The organism is Aureimonas flava, assembly GCF_003583935.1.
GTDB lineage: Bacteria > Pseudomonadota > Alphaproteobacteria > Rhizobiales > Rhizobiaceae > Aureimonas > Aureimonas flava.
The window spans coordinates 1-14520 of the sequence record NZ_QYRN01000010.1 but is presented as its reverse complement, the minus strand read 5'-3'; the positions used below and the strand labels follow the sequence as shown (position 1 = coordinate 14520).

The following is a 14520-nucleotide window of genomic DNA, read 5'->3' as shown; positions in this document are numbered from 1 at the left end:
CCTTGGCCTGACGGTCAGGCGAGCAGGATGTGGTCGTTGGTGAGGGCGACGTTCTTGCCGATGAAGGCGATGTCCTGGGCCACGGCCGAGCCGGTGCCGTCGGCGTCGTAGGACAGGTAGCCGGTGGCCTTGTTGTAGATCACCTGCGCATGGTCGGCCGTCGCCTTGGTGCCGATCACGAAGTCCGAGGCGTCGAGGTAGGACTGGCCGCTGGCCGCGTCGAGGCCGCCGAAGGCGGACCTGGCGAGCTGGATGAAGTCGTCGGTGCCGAAGTCGAAGATCGAGTCGCGGTTGGCCGCGCCCATCTCGGCGAACGCGAACGTGTCGACGCCGCCTTTGCCCCAGAGCTGGTCGTTGCCGAGGCCGCCGGCGATGACGTTGTCGCCGGCGTTGCCGGTGATCAGGTTCTTCAGCTCGTTGCCGATGCCGTCGATGGAGGCGGTGCCGGTGAGGCGCAGGTTCTCGACATTGGCGTTGTCGTTGAGGTTGACCGAGATCGAGGCCCAGATCGTGTCGTTGCCGCCGCCGGCCAGTTCGCCCACCACGCGCTCGCCCACCGTGTCGAACACGTAGCCGTCGTTGCCCGCCGAGCCGCGGAACTCGTCCAGGCCGCCGCGCCCGTCCAGCCAGTCGTTGCCGGCGCTGCCCACCAGCACGTCCGAGTCGGCGCTGCCCTTGATGATGTAGCGCTCGACTTCCGTGACGAACACCGAGCCGCCGGTCTGCGAATAGGAGATCATGGTGCCGAACGAGTCGTTCGACATCACGATCTTCGAGCCGGCCGTCAGCTCCAGCGTGTCGGTGCCGGCGCCGCCGATGAAGTTCACGCCCGGAAGGACGGTGTCGGTCTCCTTGATGATCAGGCGATCGTCGCCCGCACCGCCGAAGAACTGCGAGTAGGCGTAGGTGCCGCCGGTGCTCGCCGTCTCGAACGTGTCGCTGCCGGAGTTGCCGATGACTGCGGCGGACACGTAGCTGCCGGCGATGAGGCGGTTGTCGCCTTCGGGAAAGAAGACCAGCCCGGACACGGTCTGGTTGGAGCGATCGTCGATCATGGGATCTCCTGGAATGACGTATGGGAAGGACCATAAGCACGTCGCTTTGCTACATACAATATAGGTTAGCGGAATATGAACAACCGTGGGAGGAACGACACGGTCCCGACACACCCAGGCGCAAGCCGCCGATCCGGGCGCCCCGACCGATGCCCTGCCATGGGGTCGCCCGGCGAACCGTTCGCCGATCTCGGGCGTTCTCCGCGCGGTGATGCGGCGGCGCGGGGAGCGGGGAGCGGGGAGCGGGAAATGGAGGAAACGGAGCGAGCCGACGAGGCGCTGCGCGACCTGGAGCGCCGGTCGCCACGCGCCGTCCTGGACGTGCTTCTTGCCGGCCAGCGCCGGTCGCTGGATGCCGTGGAGGCGGCTCTGCCCGCGATCGAGCGCGCGGTGGCCGCGGCCGCGGAACGGCTGGGCGAGCGGGGACGGCTGATCTATTGCGGAGCGGGAACCTCGGGTCGGATCGGATTGCTCGACGCCGTGGAGCTCGGCCCGACGTTCGACTGGCCGGACGCCCGCCGCCATGTCCTGCTGGCCGGCGGCGAGGCGAGCTTCGGCCGCACCCGCGAGGGCGCCGAGGACGACGGCGCTGCGGGCCGCGCGGCGCTGCTGGCGACCGAGCCGACGCCCGCCGACGTGTGCCTGATGCTGGCGGCCAGCGGGCGCACGCCCTTCACGCTCGCCGCGGCGGAAGCGGCCCGAGGGGCCGGGGCTCTGACCGTCGGTCTCGCCAACAATCCGGGCGCGCCGCTGCTGGACGCCTGCCAGCACCCGATCCTGCTGCGCACCGGGCCCGAGGCGGTCGCCGGCTCGACGCGGCTCGCCGCCGGCACGGCGCAGAAGGCCGCGCTCAACCTCTTCTCGACGCTCCTGATGATCCGGCTCGGCAAGGTGTTTCGCGGCCGCATGGTGGACATGCGCCCGACCAACGCCAAGCTGCGGGCGCGCGCCTGTCGCATCGTGAGCGAGGTCACGGGCTGCTCGGACGACGAGGCGCTCGCCGCGCTCCGATCCTCCCGCGGCTCGATCCGGGAGGCGATCCTGGCGGTGGAGGCGGTTCGCTGAGACGCGGCGTCAGCCGCGCGCCGGCCAGAGATGCCGCAGGCGCTCGCGCCAGATGCGGCGGCGGTTGAGCCGGCGACGCGCGCCCTCGATCGCGGCCACCGCGTCGGCGACCTGCTCGCCGCGCGGGTCGTCGAGGCCGACCACCAGCGTGCCCACGGCGATCCGCCCGCGCCACAACCGGTTCATCACGCCGTGGTCGGGAACCGTGCAGGAATCGGCGGTGTGGATCGCCGGGTCGGCGACCAGAGCCTGCGTGGCGAGCGCGGCGACCAGCGCGCCGGGCCCGTATCGGCGCAGGCGCTCGTCGTAGGCGGTCTTCCACGCGGCGGCGTGCCCTTGCGCATGCAGCACCACGAGGCTCGCGGCGGCCGCGCCCGCGACGCGCAGCGTGTAGACACGCGCCATGCCGCGTTCGGCCAGCCCGTTCACGGCCTCGCGCGCGAAGGCCGCGCGGTGGCGGTCGATCAGGAGCGCGCTGCGGCGCCGGCCCTTCCAGCCCGAGGCTTCGAGATGGAGGAAGTCCTCCAGCGCCTCGCGCACCGCGCCGGGCTCCGCCGCGCATTCGAACGCGACCTCGCCGAGGTCGGCGAGCTGGCGCAGCCGGCGACGATGGTCGCGAAAACCGGCCGGCCCGAGGGCCTGCCGCAGCACCTCGGCAGGTTCGTGGCCGTCGGCGTCCAGAAACGCGCGGGCCGAGCGGTCGGCCCAGGCGAAGGGCATGTTCGCTTCCTGCGCGGCCTCGGCGAGACAGCGGGCGAGTTCGCCGCCGACCGGCAGATCGGGCAGCACGAGGAGGGGCGGCAGTGCGTGCTCGGGCGCGCGCAGCGCGTCCAGAAGGCTGCGCGCGGTGCCGGCCGGGTCGTCGCGGTCGAGCGGAAGCACGCCAAGTGGCCCGAACGGGTGGGTCCAGGCGCGCACGGCCCCGCGGCGGGACGGGCGCTGCAGGCGCTCCACGGTGAACGGCATCAGGAAGCGCAGACGGCTGCGACGGTCGTCCTCGTCGCGCGCCACCATGAGGCGCACCCGGCGGTCGTCGAGGCGCGGCATGGCGGGCGCGAGGAAGCGCGGCGTGAAGAAGACGTTGGGCTCGAGGGCCCGGGCCCCGAGATGCTCGAGCTCGTCCACCAGGCCGAACACGGCGTGCGCGTCGTAGATCGAGACACGGCGCACGTCGCCGGCGGGTGCGAGGCTTGCGAAGCCATCGAGCGACGGGGCCTCGACCACGCGCCGCGCAGTGGCCGCGATGGCGCGCTCGCCATCGCGTTCGTCCACTTTCCCCAGCGTCAGGTTCGCCACGATTCAAGCCTCGATATGCTGTCGGTCCCGCGTCGTCCTCCATAGGATATTTCTCGTCCCTTAAAGCTTGGTGTGCAGTGCGGTCAGCCGCCGAACCCGCCCCCGTCCAGAAACGCTCTCTCGTCCGCCGTCGTGTCGCGCCCGAGCACGGCGTTGCGATGGGGAAACCGGCCGAACCGCGCGACGATGTCGCGATGCTCCACCGCATGGGGGACGTTCTCCTCGCCGATCTCGTTCATCCAGCGCACGCATTCGTCCTGGTCGTCGAGGGTCTCCGAATGCATCAGCGGCATGGCGAAGAACTGGTTCACGTCCTCGCCGACATGCCACTGGTCGCCCCGCGCGAGCGCCGCCCTGGCGATGGCAAGCGCCTTGGCGTCGGTGGCATAGGCCTGCGGGCTGCCGCGAAACATGTTGCGCGGAAACTGGTCCAAGAGGATCACCAGCGCCAGCGCGCCGTTTGGCTCGTCGGCCCAGGCATCGAACTCGCCCTGCGCCGCGCGCTCGTAGACGTCGCCGAACCGGTGCACGATAGTCTCGTCCAGTTCCCGGTCCTTGACGAACCACCGTTCCGGGCCGAGATCGCGCCAGAAGTCGACGATAGTCTGGGGATCGATCGAGTATTCGCTCATGGAACCGTTCGGCAAATGGGGGAAGGGACGTGGTCGAGGCGAAAGATAGGACGGCGGGCGGGGACGCAAAAGAGCGGCCGGCGCCGGGAGCGATCGATCTGCGGGGGCTGAAATGCCCCCTGCCCGCGCTGCGCACGCGCAAGGCGCTGGCGCATCGCACGCCCGGCGCGACGCTGATCGTGCTCGCCGACGATCCGCTGGCCCGGCTCGACATCGCCCATCTCTGCCGTGAGGGCGGCCACGCGCTGGACGCCGTCGAACCGCTCGACGCGGGCGGCTGGAGGTTTCGCATCCGCACGCGGGGCGGCTGAGACCGGCGCCCGGCGCCGTCTCAGAAGCCGCGCGACGACAGGCTGAGCGGATTGTCGAGGAGCGCCGCGCGGTCGGGCGCGTCGATCCGGGGCGCATGGGCGAAGGCGGCGAGGAGGTCGCGCGCCACCCGTTCGTCCAGCCCCTCGCCGATCAGCACGAAGGCGGTGCGCGGCGCCTCGCCGGCCGGCCAGTCGGACAGGCGCACCGGCGGGTGCAGGTAGGTCCGCACCCCGTGCAGCACCAGGGGCCGGCCCGCGTCCTCCGCTGTCCAGACCACGGCCTTGAGGCGCAGGAGGCCGGCGCCGAAGCGCAGGACGAGAAGGTCGAGGAAGCCTTCGGCGTCGGCACGCGACATGGGGGCGTCGTGCGTCAGCGACAGGGAGCGGATCGCCCCGTGCGCGTCGTGGCGATGCGCGTGCGAATGGTCATGGCCGCAATGCGGGTCGGCGCAGGCGTCTTCGGCGTGGTCGACCTCGCCGAGCCAGCGGCGGATGTCGGCGCGGCGCGTGGCGGGATCCATGAGGCCGCAGCCGAAGAGGTCGCCAGGCCCCGCCTCGGCCACCGCGACCAGCGGCGCGCGCGCGTTGAGATGGCGGATCGCGTGGACCAGCGCGCCGGTCTCCGGCGCGAGGTCCGTCTTGGTGAGCACCAGTCGGTCGGCGCAGGCGACCTGGCGCCGCGCCTCGTGCCGTTCGGCGAGCGAGACCGCCCCGCTCTGCGCGTCCACCAGGGTCACCACCCCGTCCAGCGCAAAATGCTGCACCAGGACCGGGTGTCCCATCAGCGAAGCGAGGATCGGCGTCGGGTCGGCAAGGCCGGTGGTCTCGATCACGACGCGGCGCATCGGAGCGAGCCGTCCGGTCTGCACCCGGTCCACGAGATCGGCCAGCGTGTCCACGAGGTCGCCGCGCACCGTGCAGCAGATGCAGCCGTCCGACAGTTCGACGATACCCTCGCTCGAGCGTTCCACCAGGAGATGGTCGAGCCCGACCGCGCCGAACTCGTTGACGATCACCACCGTGTCGCGCAGGGCAGGGTCGCGCAGGAGGCGGTTGAGCAGCGTGGTCTTGCCGCTGCCCAGGAAGCCGGTCAGGACGGTGACCGGGACGGGCGCGACCGGCCCCGCGGCACCGGCGCTCATTCGGCTGCGGCGGCGGTTTCGGCCGAAGCTGCAGGCGAAGCGGGATACTCGCCGCCCGCTTCCGCGCCCAGCGGCAGCTCGCCCTCGTAGCCGGGCTCGCCGGGGCGGACGGGCCGCCAGGTCGGAACCGGAATGCCGTAGGCGGCGATCAGGCGCGTGCCCGGCTCGACGCCCGGCGCGCCGGCGGCCCCGCCCAGATCCACCGGCACGGCCACGGCCGGACGCTGGAGGTCGCTCATGTAGGGCGAGCCGAAGGTCTCCTCGCGCTTGTCTTCCTCCTGCCGCTCGTTGGCGCGGGCGGTGCGCCCGGCGGCGGAGCAGATGGCGGCGCTGATGTCGGCCGGCGGGCCGCTGGACACGGGCAGGTCGGCCACCGTGTCGCGGATCGAGCGCGGATTGGTGTTGAAGCCGTTCTCCAGGATCTCGGCGGCGGTACGCTCGCGCACGATCGGGCCATCGGCCCCGAGCACCACGGCGATCAGCGTGCGGTTGTCGCGCGTCGCCGAGGCCACGAGGTTGAAGCCGGACGCGCAGATGTAGCCGGTCTTCATCCCGTCGGCCCCCGCGTAGCGGCCGAGCAGCCCGTTGTGGTTCTTCATCGTGCCGTTGCCGACGGCGATGGCCTCGGTGCCGAAATAGTCGCCGAAGGCCGGAAACTCCTTGCGCAGGGCGACCGCCAGGATCGCGAGATCCTTGGCGCTGGAATACTGGCCGGGGGCCGGAAGGCCGTTCGGGTTGACGAAGTGGGTGTCCTTCATGCCGAGCGCGGCGGCGTCGCCGTTCATCCGCTCCACGAAGGCCTCCACCGACCCCTTGCCGAGGGACTGCGCGATGGCGAAGGCCACGTCGTTGGCCGACTTCACCAGCATCATGCGCAACGCCATGTCGAGCCGCATCACCGAGCCCGGCGGGTAGGCCATCTTGGAGGGCGGCTCGGCGGCGGCCGTGCGCGACATCACCACCGGCGTGTCCAGCGAGGCCTCCTGCGCCTGGAGCGCCTTGAGGGCCACGTAGGCGGTCATCAGCTTGGTGGTGGAGGCCGGGTACCACCGCTGCGTGGCGTTGCTTTCGGACAGGACCTTGCCGGTGGCCACGTCCACCACGATCGTGTTGACCGCGAGCGCGGGCTGGGCCGCGACGCTCGCGCCGGCCAGCGCGAGAAGCGCCGAGAACGCTCGGATCGACGGGAGCCGACGGAAAACTGTCATGGGACCCTTCTCGCGAATGCGCGAAGACGCTTTGCGTTCTCTTCGCACCTGCGTTCATATCGTGGCAAGGTGATTCAAGCGTCCACCAAGCAGGCGATTTTCGCCTTTTGATGGCGCGAGACCGGAAGACATCGATGCTCATCGTTCCCGAGATCGCGGCGCGCGCCGCCGACATCGCCGCCTGGCGGCACACGCTTCATACGATGCCCGAGATTCTCTACGACCTGCCCGACACGGCGGCGTTCGTCGCCGAGAAGCTCGCCGCCTTCGGCTGCGACGAGGTGGCGACGGGGATCGGACGCACCGGGGTCGTCGGCATCGTCGAGGGTCGGGAGGGCTCGGGCGGGCGCACGATCGGCCTTCGCGCCGACATGGACGCCCTGCCGATCGCGGAGGAGACCGGCCGGCCCTATGCCTCGCGCCGGCCCGGCGCCATGCATGCCTGCGGCCACGACGGGCACATGGCCATGCTGCTCGGCGCCGCGCGCCATCTGTGCGAGACGCGGCGCTTCCGGGGGCGCGTCGCGTTGGTGTTCCAGCCTGCCGAAGAGGGCGGCGCGGGGGCGTTGGCGATGATCCGGGACGGGCTGATGGACCGCTTCGGCATCGAGGCGGTCTACGGCATGCACAACCTGCCGGGCCTGCCCGTCGGACATATGGCGATGCGGCCGGGCCCGATCATGGCGGCGACCGACGAGTTCGAGGTGACGATCCGCGGGCGGGCGAGCCATGCCGCCCTGCCGCACGAGGGGAGCGACCCGATCCTGGCGGGCGCGGCACTGGTGCAGGCGCTCCAGCAGATCGCGGCACGCAACGTCGATCCGCTCGATTCGCTGGTCCTGTCGGTGACGCGCTTCCACGCCGGCTTCGCGCACAACATCATTCCCGACGAGGCGAAGCTGTTCGGCACCGTGCGCTCGCTGAGCGCGTCGAGCCGCGATCTCGCCGAACGTCGTATCGGCGCGATCGCGGAAGGCGTGGCCTCCACCCACGGCGCGCGGGCCACGGTCGTCTACACACGCAACTACCCGGTCACGGTGAACGATGCGCGCGAGGCCGCCTTCTGCGCCTCGATCGCCGGCGAGGTCTGCGGCAGGGGGTGCGTCGACGCGTCCGCCCCGCCATTGATGGCGGCGGAGGACTTTTCCTTCATGCTGGAAGCGCGGCCCGGCGCCTTCGTGTTCTTGGGCAACGGCGACACGGCCGGGCTCCACAATCCCGGCTACGACTTCGACGACGCCGCCCTTCCCTTCGGCGCCTCCTACTGGGTCCGCCTGGTGGAACGCGCCCTGGCGCCCTGACCGCGACGGAGCGCGGCCGTCAGCGCGCCTGCGTGGGGGCCAGCGCGTCGATCAGCAGGCGAAGACGATGCCGGATCTCGCCGTCGGGGATCCGGCCGAGAGCCAGCGAGGACTGAACGACCTCCGGGCTCGGCATGGCGGCCTCGTCCTGCGAGCCGTCGGCCGCGAGCCCCTCGAAGAAGAAGGTCGGGCTGATCTCGAAGAGCTGGGAGATCCGGAACAGCGTCGCCGCGCTGACGCGGTTGCTGCCGGTCTCGTATTTCTGGATCTGCTGATAGGTGACGCCGATCTGCCGGCCCAGTTCTTCCAGCGACAAACGCCTTGATGTCCGCACCAGGCGCAGACGCGCGCCTACATGAACATCGATCGGATCTCGCTCAGTCTTCGCAGTGGTCACGAAACGCATCCGTTGCAGGATGGACAAACACAGCCCATCGGGAACCTCCCAGGTGCTGGAGCAGTAGTGCGTTACTTATCAAGAATCAACACTCATGCGTACCATTATCACGCAAACTGCCGGTGCGCGTTTCCGATAGTTCTCCTGCCACAGCCTGCGCGTGCATGGAAGCCTTTGGCAGAAGATGGAGACCTGCCACCGCAAGCCACATCACCATCCACACGGGGTTTCCACGCGCGAACAGGAAGGACTCCAGAAACGCGTTCAACAACGTGAAGGTCAGCACCATCAGGAAGAAGTCCGCCGCGCGCGTCGCTTCCGGCGTGCGGGCGTCGACGCGGGCGAAGTCGCGTAGCGGCAGCACCGCCAGAACCAGGACGCCGATCGCTAGCCCCGGCCATCCGAGCGCGATCGCCAGGTCCAGATAGCCGTTGTGCGCGTTGACGATGCCGCGCGGATCCCAGCTCGATCCGAAGGGGAGCTCGGCCTGCATCACGGCAGGCGTGGTCCAGAAGGCCTCGAACCCGGCCCCCGTCCAAGCGCGCGGGCCCAGCGCATGGATCGCGAACCGCCAGAGGTCGAGACGTCCCGTGAAGGTCGTGCCCGGCATCGCCCACTGCAGGAGGTCGTAGAGCAGTGGCGACAGCACGGTGCCGAGCGTCATCAGCCCCGCACAGGACAGGGCGAGCGCCAGGACGACGGTCGGGAGGCGTCGCCCGCCGAAGACGCGACCGGCCGAGACGAGGAGCGCCACCAGCGGCATCAGTCCCAGCGTGGTCTTGGATCCGGTCTTGAGCACGAAGAAGGCCGCCAGGACGGCGATCACGATGCCCGTGACCCACTGCCCGCTGCGCACGAGATAGAGGCCGGCGAAGCACAGGACGGCCATGACCGGGCCGGCGACGTTCTTGTGGGAGTAGATGCCCCGCCACAGCCCGATGTTCGCCGCCTCCAGCGCCTCGTTGTGGATCGCGGCCGCCGGCATCAGCACGACGCCCGCGTACGAAAGCCCGAGAACCGCGAGCGCCGCGGTCGCCAGCGCGAACCGGAAGGCGCGCTCGTCCGGCGCCAGGCACAGCGCACCGGTCATCGCCAGCATGGCGGCCAGCGAGAAGACCACGGCGCGAAACGAGGAATCGGGCCAGATCGACTGCGTCGAGGAGAGGAGAAGCACCAGCGCCATCACCATCCAGGACGGCCGCAGCAGCCGAGCGACGACGGCGCGGGGCGTCACACAGGCGTGGATCAGAATAGACGCCAGGCCGAGACCGCCGTAGCCGAGTTGGTTGACGAGGTTGCCGCTTCCCGCCGGCCCGGTGAAGACCGCCTGGTAGGGCTCGAACGTCACCAGGAGCATGGTCAGGATGAGGGCCGAGATCGCGGCCTTCAGCGCGCGCGCCTCCCCGATGCCGAGCGCGCCGGTCGGCGGGCCCGATACGGACGGACCCGGCGGCCCGAGGTGGGATAGCGAGGCGTGGCGCATATCGGCCGATCATCGGCCATGCGCTCTGAACAGCGGGTTAAGAGCGTCTCGGCGCCCCGGCGCCCCCTGCACCGCCCGCGCCGCCTTCGGCACGCTCGATGTCGCCGGGGCGGTCGCGATGCTCTTCTTCCGGGTCCGGCTCCACCGGGACCGGATCGTCGGCCGGTTCGCGGACTTCGTCCGGGTCCACGAGGGGTTCGGGCGGATCGCCCATCGGAACCGGACCGTCGGGTGGGCCGGGATCACGTCCCGGCCCGAGGGGGAAGTCTTCGATGTTGGACATCGGCGCGTCTCCCGGAATGCCTCTCCGGGCTAAGACGCCCGGCCGCCGCTTCCGTTCCCGGCGCGGGCGATCAGTTCTGGGACGGGCCTGCCGTCTCGTCCTCGTCGTCCTCCTCCTCGCCGAAGGGAAAGGACTCGACCATCTGCTCGACGTCCTCGTAGATCTCGTCCAGGAACTCGATGGCACCGTCCGCGTCCTCGCTGCCCTGCGTCACCAGCATGGCGAGCTGGATCTTCAGGACGTTGGCGACGTCGTCGAGCTCCATGCCCTGGAACAGGGTCGAGATTTTCTCCGAGATGTCGTCGGTCTGGGCATCGGTCAGCATGCTGCGGTCTCCTGTTGGCTGGGATGAGACGAGGACGGATGCCCCGTGGTTCCCCCGAACGCGCCCGGATGGGGCATGCCGCCGCCCGGCGCGTCCGCGCGTCGTCGCGCCCTGCCGTCCTAGAGCATTTCCGGCCGAAGCGGAAACGCTTCGGCGCGGGACGACTTGGCGCAGCGGGAACCGGGAGCCGGCCGGGTCGACCGGTCTCGTGGAGGATTGGATCGGCGTGGATCGGCGACGGGGCACGGGGCGTCGCCCCGAGCTCCGCCCGCGCTATTCGGCCGGTGTGCGCTCCGCCGGTCGGTCGGCCATGCGCGGGTCGGCGGCCATCAGGGCCAGCAGCTCGTCGCGCCGACGCGCGGCTCTTGCCATCGCCTCCTGCTTCACCGGTCCGAACCCGCGGATCGCGGCGGGCAGCGACAGCAGTTCCACCGCCACGTCGCGGTCGGCGGGCCGGGCGCGCGAGAACAGCGTGCGGCAGTCGGCCTCGTATTCGGCGATCAGCCTACGCTCGGCGATCCGCTCGGCCGAGCGAGCGAACGGGTCGAACGGCGTGCCGCGCAGGCCCCGCATCCTGGCAAGGCCTCGCAGGATCGGCAGAACCCAGGGGCCGAAGGCGCGCTTCTTCGGCCGTCCGTTGGCGTCGACGCCGCCGAGGAAAGGAGGGGCGAGGTGGAAGACGCGGCGCCGCGTGCCCTCGAACTCCGCCTCCAGCATGCGCTCGAAACGGCCGTCCGTGTGCAGACGCGCGACCTCGTACTCGTCCTTCACGGCCAGAAGCTTGGCGTAGTTCTCGGCCACCGCCCGTTCGATGCGCCCGTGCGCGCCGGCGGCGGCGTCGGCATGGCGCGCCCGCTCGACCAGGGCGCGGTAGCGCCCGGCCAGCCGCTCGTCCTGGTACCGCGCGAGGAAGGCGGCCCGGTGCTCGACGAGGTCGGCGGTGGAGAGTTCCGCCAACGCCGTGGCATCGGTGCGCGGCCCGAGCATCTCGGCCATCGCGTCCGGCCGGGCCGCCGCGAAGCGCCCCCAGGCGAAGGCGTCGAGATTGGCCTGGACGGCCAGGCCGTTGATCTCGATCGCGCGGACCAGGGAGCCGAGCGAGACCGGGATCATCCCCTTCTGCCAGGCGTAGCCGAGCATCATGATGTTGGTCGCGATGGCGTCGCCGCTGACGGTCTCGGCGAGCTCGGTGAAGTTGACGAAGTCCGCCCCTTCGCCGACCGCGCGGCGGATCGCCCCGGCCACCAGCGTGCGCCGGAAGTCGAAATCGGGATCGCGCACGAACTGGGCCACCGGCGTGAGGTGGGTGTTGACGACCGCACGGGTGCGCTCGGGGCTGAGGAGGCCCGCCGCGTCCTTCGAGGTCGCGACCACGTCGTCGGCCGCAATCAGGACGTCCGCGGCGCCCGAGACGATGCGCGGGCAGGTCACATCCTCCGCCCGGCGGCCGATGCGCACGTGGCTGAGCACCGCACCGCCCTTCTGGGCGAGGCCCGCCATGTCGAGAAGCATCGGCGCGTTGCCGTCGAGATGGGCCGCCATGCCGAGCACGGCGCCGATCGTCAGCACGCCCGTGCCCCCCACTCCGGTGATCGCGATGTTGCAGGGCTCGGCAAGGCTTGGAAGAACGGGCTCGGCAAGACCCGACAGATCGGGCGCCGCTCGCGCGGCTCGTGTCCGCGGCCTGGCCCCCTCCAGCGTGACGAAGGACGGACAGAATCCCTTGAGGCAGGACGTGTCCTTGTTGCAGGTGGACTGGTTGACGTGCCGCTTGCGGCCCCACTCGGTCTCGAGCGGCTCGACCGACAGACAGTTCGACTGGACGGAGCAGTCGCCGCATCCCTCGCACACGGCCGGATTGATCGCGACGCGCAGGTCGGGATCGGCCAGCAGGCCGCGCTTGCGACGCCGCCGCTTCTCCGCCGCGCAGGTCTGATCGTAGACGATGGCCGAGACGCCGGGCGCCTCGCGCAGCGCCAGCATGGCCGCCTCGACCTCGTCCCGGTGGTGGATCTCGGTGCCCGGCGCGAGCTGCGACGCATGGTAGCGCTCGGGAAACTCCGAGACGAGCCAGATCGGGGAGACACCCTCGCGCTGGAGCTGATGGGTGATCTTGGCCGGGTCCAGCGGCCCGTCCACATGCTGACCGCCGGTCATCGCCACGGCGTCGTTGTAGAGAATCTTGTAGGTCGCGTTGACGCCCGCCGCCACGGCCTGCCGGATCGCGAGCTGTCCGGAATGAAAATAGGTGCCGTCGCCGAGATTCACGAAGACATGGGCCTCGTCCGTGAAGGGTGCGGCGCCCACCCAGGCGACGCCTTCGCCGCCCATCTGGCTGAACGTGTCGGTTCGCCGTCCCATCCAGGTGACCATGAAATGGCAGCCGATGCCCGCCAGCCCGCGCGATCCTTCCGGCACCTTGGTGGAGGCGTTGTGCGGGCAGCCCGAGCAGTAGAACGGGGTGCGCGCGAGCGGCGGCTCCAGGCGGACCGCGTCCTCGTCGCGCCGGCGGAAATGGCGCACCCGCTCCTCGATGAAGCTGCGATGCGCCTCATCGAGATGGCTCATCGCCAGGATCCGCTCGCCGATCACCACCGCGGCGGTCGCGACGGTCAGCTCGCGCGCGAGGGACAGGACCGGGCGGTCGTTGTGATCGAACTTGCCGATGATGCGCGGGCGCACGTCGGCGCGCCAGTTGAAGAGCTGCTGCTTGATCTGGTTCTCGATGATCTCGCGCCGTTCCTCGACCACCAGGATCTCCTCCAGGCCCACGGAGAACTCGCGCACGCCCTCCGGCTCCAGAGGCCAGGGCATCCCGACCTTGTAGAGACGCAGCCCCGCCCGGTGGGCGGTGTCCTCGTCGACCCCGAGCTCGCGCAGCGCCTGGCGCACGTCCTCGTAGGCCTTGCCCGAGGCGATGATCCCGAGGCGCGCCCCGGGCGAGTCCAGCGTCACGCGGTCGACCCGGTTGGCCCGGGCGAAGGCGATCGCGGCATAGGCCTTGTAGGTCTGAAGCCGGTTGTCCTGGCTCCAGCGGTCGTCGGGCACGCGAAGGTTGAGACCGCCCGGCGGCAGCTCGAAGTCCTCCGGCAGCACGAAGCGCCGCCGCTCGCCCGACAGGTCGACCGAAGCGGTCGTCTCCACCGTGTCGGCAATCACCTTCATGCCGACCCAGCAGCCGGAATAGCGCGACATGGCGATGCCGAGCAGGCCGAACGCCACGAATTCGTGGATCGAGGACGGGTAGAGCATGGGCATGACCGCCGCCATGAAGGCGTGGTCGGACTGGTGCGGCACGGTGGAGGACTTGGCTCCGTGATCGTCGCCGGCGATCGCGAGCACGCCGCCGAGGGCGGCGGAGCCCGCCGCGTTGGCATGCTTGAACACGTCGCCCGAGCGGTCGACCCCCGGCCCCTTGCCGTACCAGATGCCGACGACGCCCGCCTTGCGCGCGCCCGGCGACAGCCCGACCTGCTGCGATCCCCAGACCGCGGTCGCCGCAAGATCCTCGTTGATCCCCGGCTGGAAATGCACGCCCTCGGCCAGCAGCAGGTCGCGGTTCGCCTGGAGCTGCTGGTCGTAGGCGCCGAGCGGCGAGCCGCGATAACCGGAGACGAAGGCGCCGGTGTCGAGACCGGCCTCGCGGTCGCGCCGCATCTGCACGAGCGGCAGGCGCACGAGGGCCTGCGTCCCGCTCATGAAGGCGCGCCCGTCGGTCGCCGCGTATTTCCGATCGAGCTCGCCTGCACGCGCCATGAGATCCTCCCGATCCGCATCACCACCGGCGGTTCGCCCGCTCTCGTTGGATGGTGATGTAAGGCATGTGCGGCGCACCGGCACGCTGCAGCGCAAGAGGATGGCAGTGAAGGGAGACTCTGTTCCCCAGCGATTCAAAGCGAAGGACGTGGCGTTGTTTCGGCTTCGCGGGGATGTCGTGCGGTATGCGCCGTGGCATGGGTCGCGGTTTGGGCTGGGGGGGCCGGCGTGAGGGGCGCGGCGCTGTGCGCCCTGCCCGTTGGTCC

At 70.6% G+C, this 14520-nt stretch carries 13 protein-coding genes; 3 read left to right on the top strand and 10 right to left on the bottom strand.

Annotated elements, in window-relative coordinates; genetic code table 11:
- Positions 1–14: 14 nt before the first annotated feature.
- Positions 15–1055 (bottom strand): calcium-binding protein, encoded by a 1041-nt coding sequence (locus D3218_RS16925; protein WP_119541260.1) that lies wholly within the window; start codon positions 1053–1055, stop codon positions 15–17.
- Positions 1056–1304: 249 nt separating this feature from the next.
- On the opposite strand from D3218_RS16925, the gene D3218_RS16920 reads away from it, so the two are divergent.
- Positions 1305–2120: an N-acetylmuramic acid 6-phosphate etherase gene (locus tag D3218_RS16920; RefSeq protein WP_119541259.1), complete on the top strand. Its 816-nt coding sequence runs from the start codon at positions 1305–1307 to the stop codon at positions 2118–2120.
- Between the two features lie 9 nt (positions 2121–2129).
- Here D3218_RS16920 and D3218_RS16915 read toward each other — a convergent pair whose 3' ends face one another.
- Both D3218_RS16915 and D3218_RS16910 read right to left on the bottom strand, forming a co-directional pair.
- Entirely contained in the window at positions 2130–3416 is a 1287-nt protein-coding gene (locus tag D3218_RS16915; protein WP_119541258.1) for a GNAT family N-acetyltransferase, read from the bottom strand.
- Positions 3417–3499: 83 nt separating this feature from the next.
- Positions 3500–4048, bottom strand: a complete 549-nt coding sequence (locus D3218_RS16910; RefSeq protein WP_119541257.1) for a DUF924 family protein — start codon at positions 4046–4048, stop codon at positions 3500–3502.
- Positions 4049–4140: 92 nt separating this feature from the next.
- Between D3218_RS16910 and D3218_RS16905 the strand changes: the two genes are divergently transcribed.
- Positions 4141–4359: a sulfurtransferase TusA family protein gene (locus D3218_RS16905; protein ID WP_119541339.1), complete on the top strand. Its 219-nt coding sequence runs from the start codon at positions 4141–4143 to the stop codon at positions 4357–4359.
- 20 nt (positions 4360–4379) lie between these two features.
- Here the strand turns inward: D3218_RS16905 and D3218_RS16900 are convergent, their stop codons facing one another.
- The gene (locus D3218_RS16900; protein WP_119541256.1) at positions 4380–5501 is read right to left on the bottom strand and encodes a CobW family GTP-binding protein; all 1122 of its coding nucleotides are present in this window, start codon (positions 5499–5501) and stop codon (positions 4380–4382) included.
- A complete protein-coding gene (locus tag D3218_RS16895) occupies positions 5498–6709 on the bottom strand; it encodes a D-alanyl-D-alanine carboxypeptidase family protein (RefSeq protein WP_119541255.1) in 1212 nt (403 codons plus the stop codon). Before D3218_RS16895 ends, D3218_RS16900 begins: the two co-directional genes overlap by 4 nt.
- A gap of 134 nt (positions 6710–6843) precedes the next feature.
- Here D3218_RS16895 and D3218_RS16890 point away from each other — a divergent pair, with 134 nt between their 5' ends.
- Entirely contained in the window at positions 6844–8010 is a 1167-nt protein-coding gene (locus tag D3218_RS16890; RefSeq protein ID WP_119541254.1) for a M20 aminoacylase family protein, read from the top strand.
- Between the two features lie 19 nt (positions 8011–8029).
- Here the strand turns inward: D3218_RS16890 and D3218_RS16885 are convergent, their stop codons facing one another.
- The 5 genes from D3218_RS16885 to D3218_RS16865 form a co-directional block, all read right to left on the bottom strand.
- Positions 8030–8434: a helix-turn-helix domain-containing protein gene (locus D3218_RS16885; protein ID WP_136625129.1), complete on the bottom strand. Its 405-nt coding sequence runs from the start codon at positions 8432–8434 to the stop codon at positions 8030–8032.
- A 58-nt stretch (positions 8435–8492) separates the two neighbouring features.
- Positions 8493–9890 carry an O-antigen ligase family protein gene (locus D3218_RS16880; protein WP_119541252.1) on the bottom strand — a complete coding sequence of 466 codons (1398 nt, stop codon included), beginning with the start codon at positions 9888–9890 and terminating at the stop codon, positions 8493–8495.
- 37 nt (positions 9891–9927) lie between these two features.
- Complete coding sequence (locus D3218_RS19575) at positions 9928–10173, bottom strand: hypothetical protein (protein WP_136625128.1); 246 nt, start codon at positions 10171–10173, stop codon at positions 9928–9930.
- A 70-nt stretch (positions 10174–10243) separates the two neighbouring features.
- On the bottom strand, positions 10244–10498 hold the full coding sequence (locus D3218_RS16870; RefSeq protein WP_119541250.1) for a hypothetical protein: 255 nt from the start codon (positions 10496–10498) through the stop codon (positions 10244–10246).
- A gap of 273 nt (positions 10499–10771) precedes the next feature.
- Positions 10772–14254 (bottom strand): indolepyruvate ferredoxin oxidoreductase family protein, encoded by a 3483-nt coding sequence (locus D3218_RS16865; RefSeq protein ID WP_119541249.1) that lies wholly within the window; start codon positions 14252–14254, stop codon positions 10772–10774.
- Positions 14255–14520 lie beyond the last annotated feature (266 nt).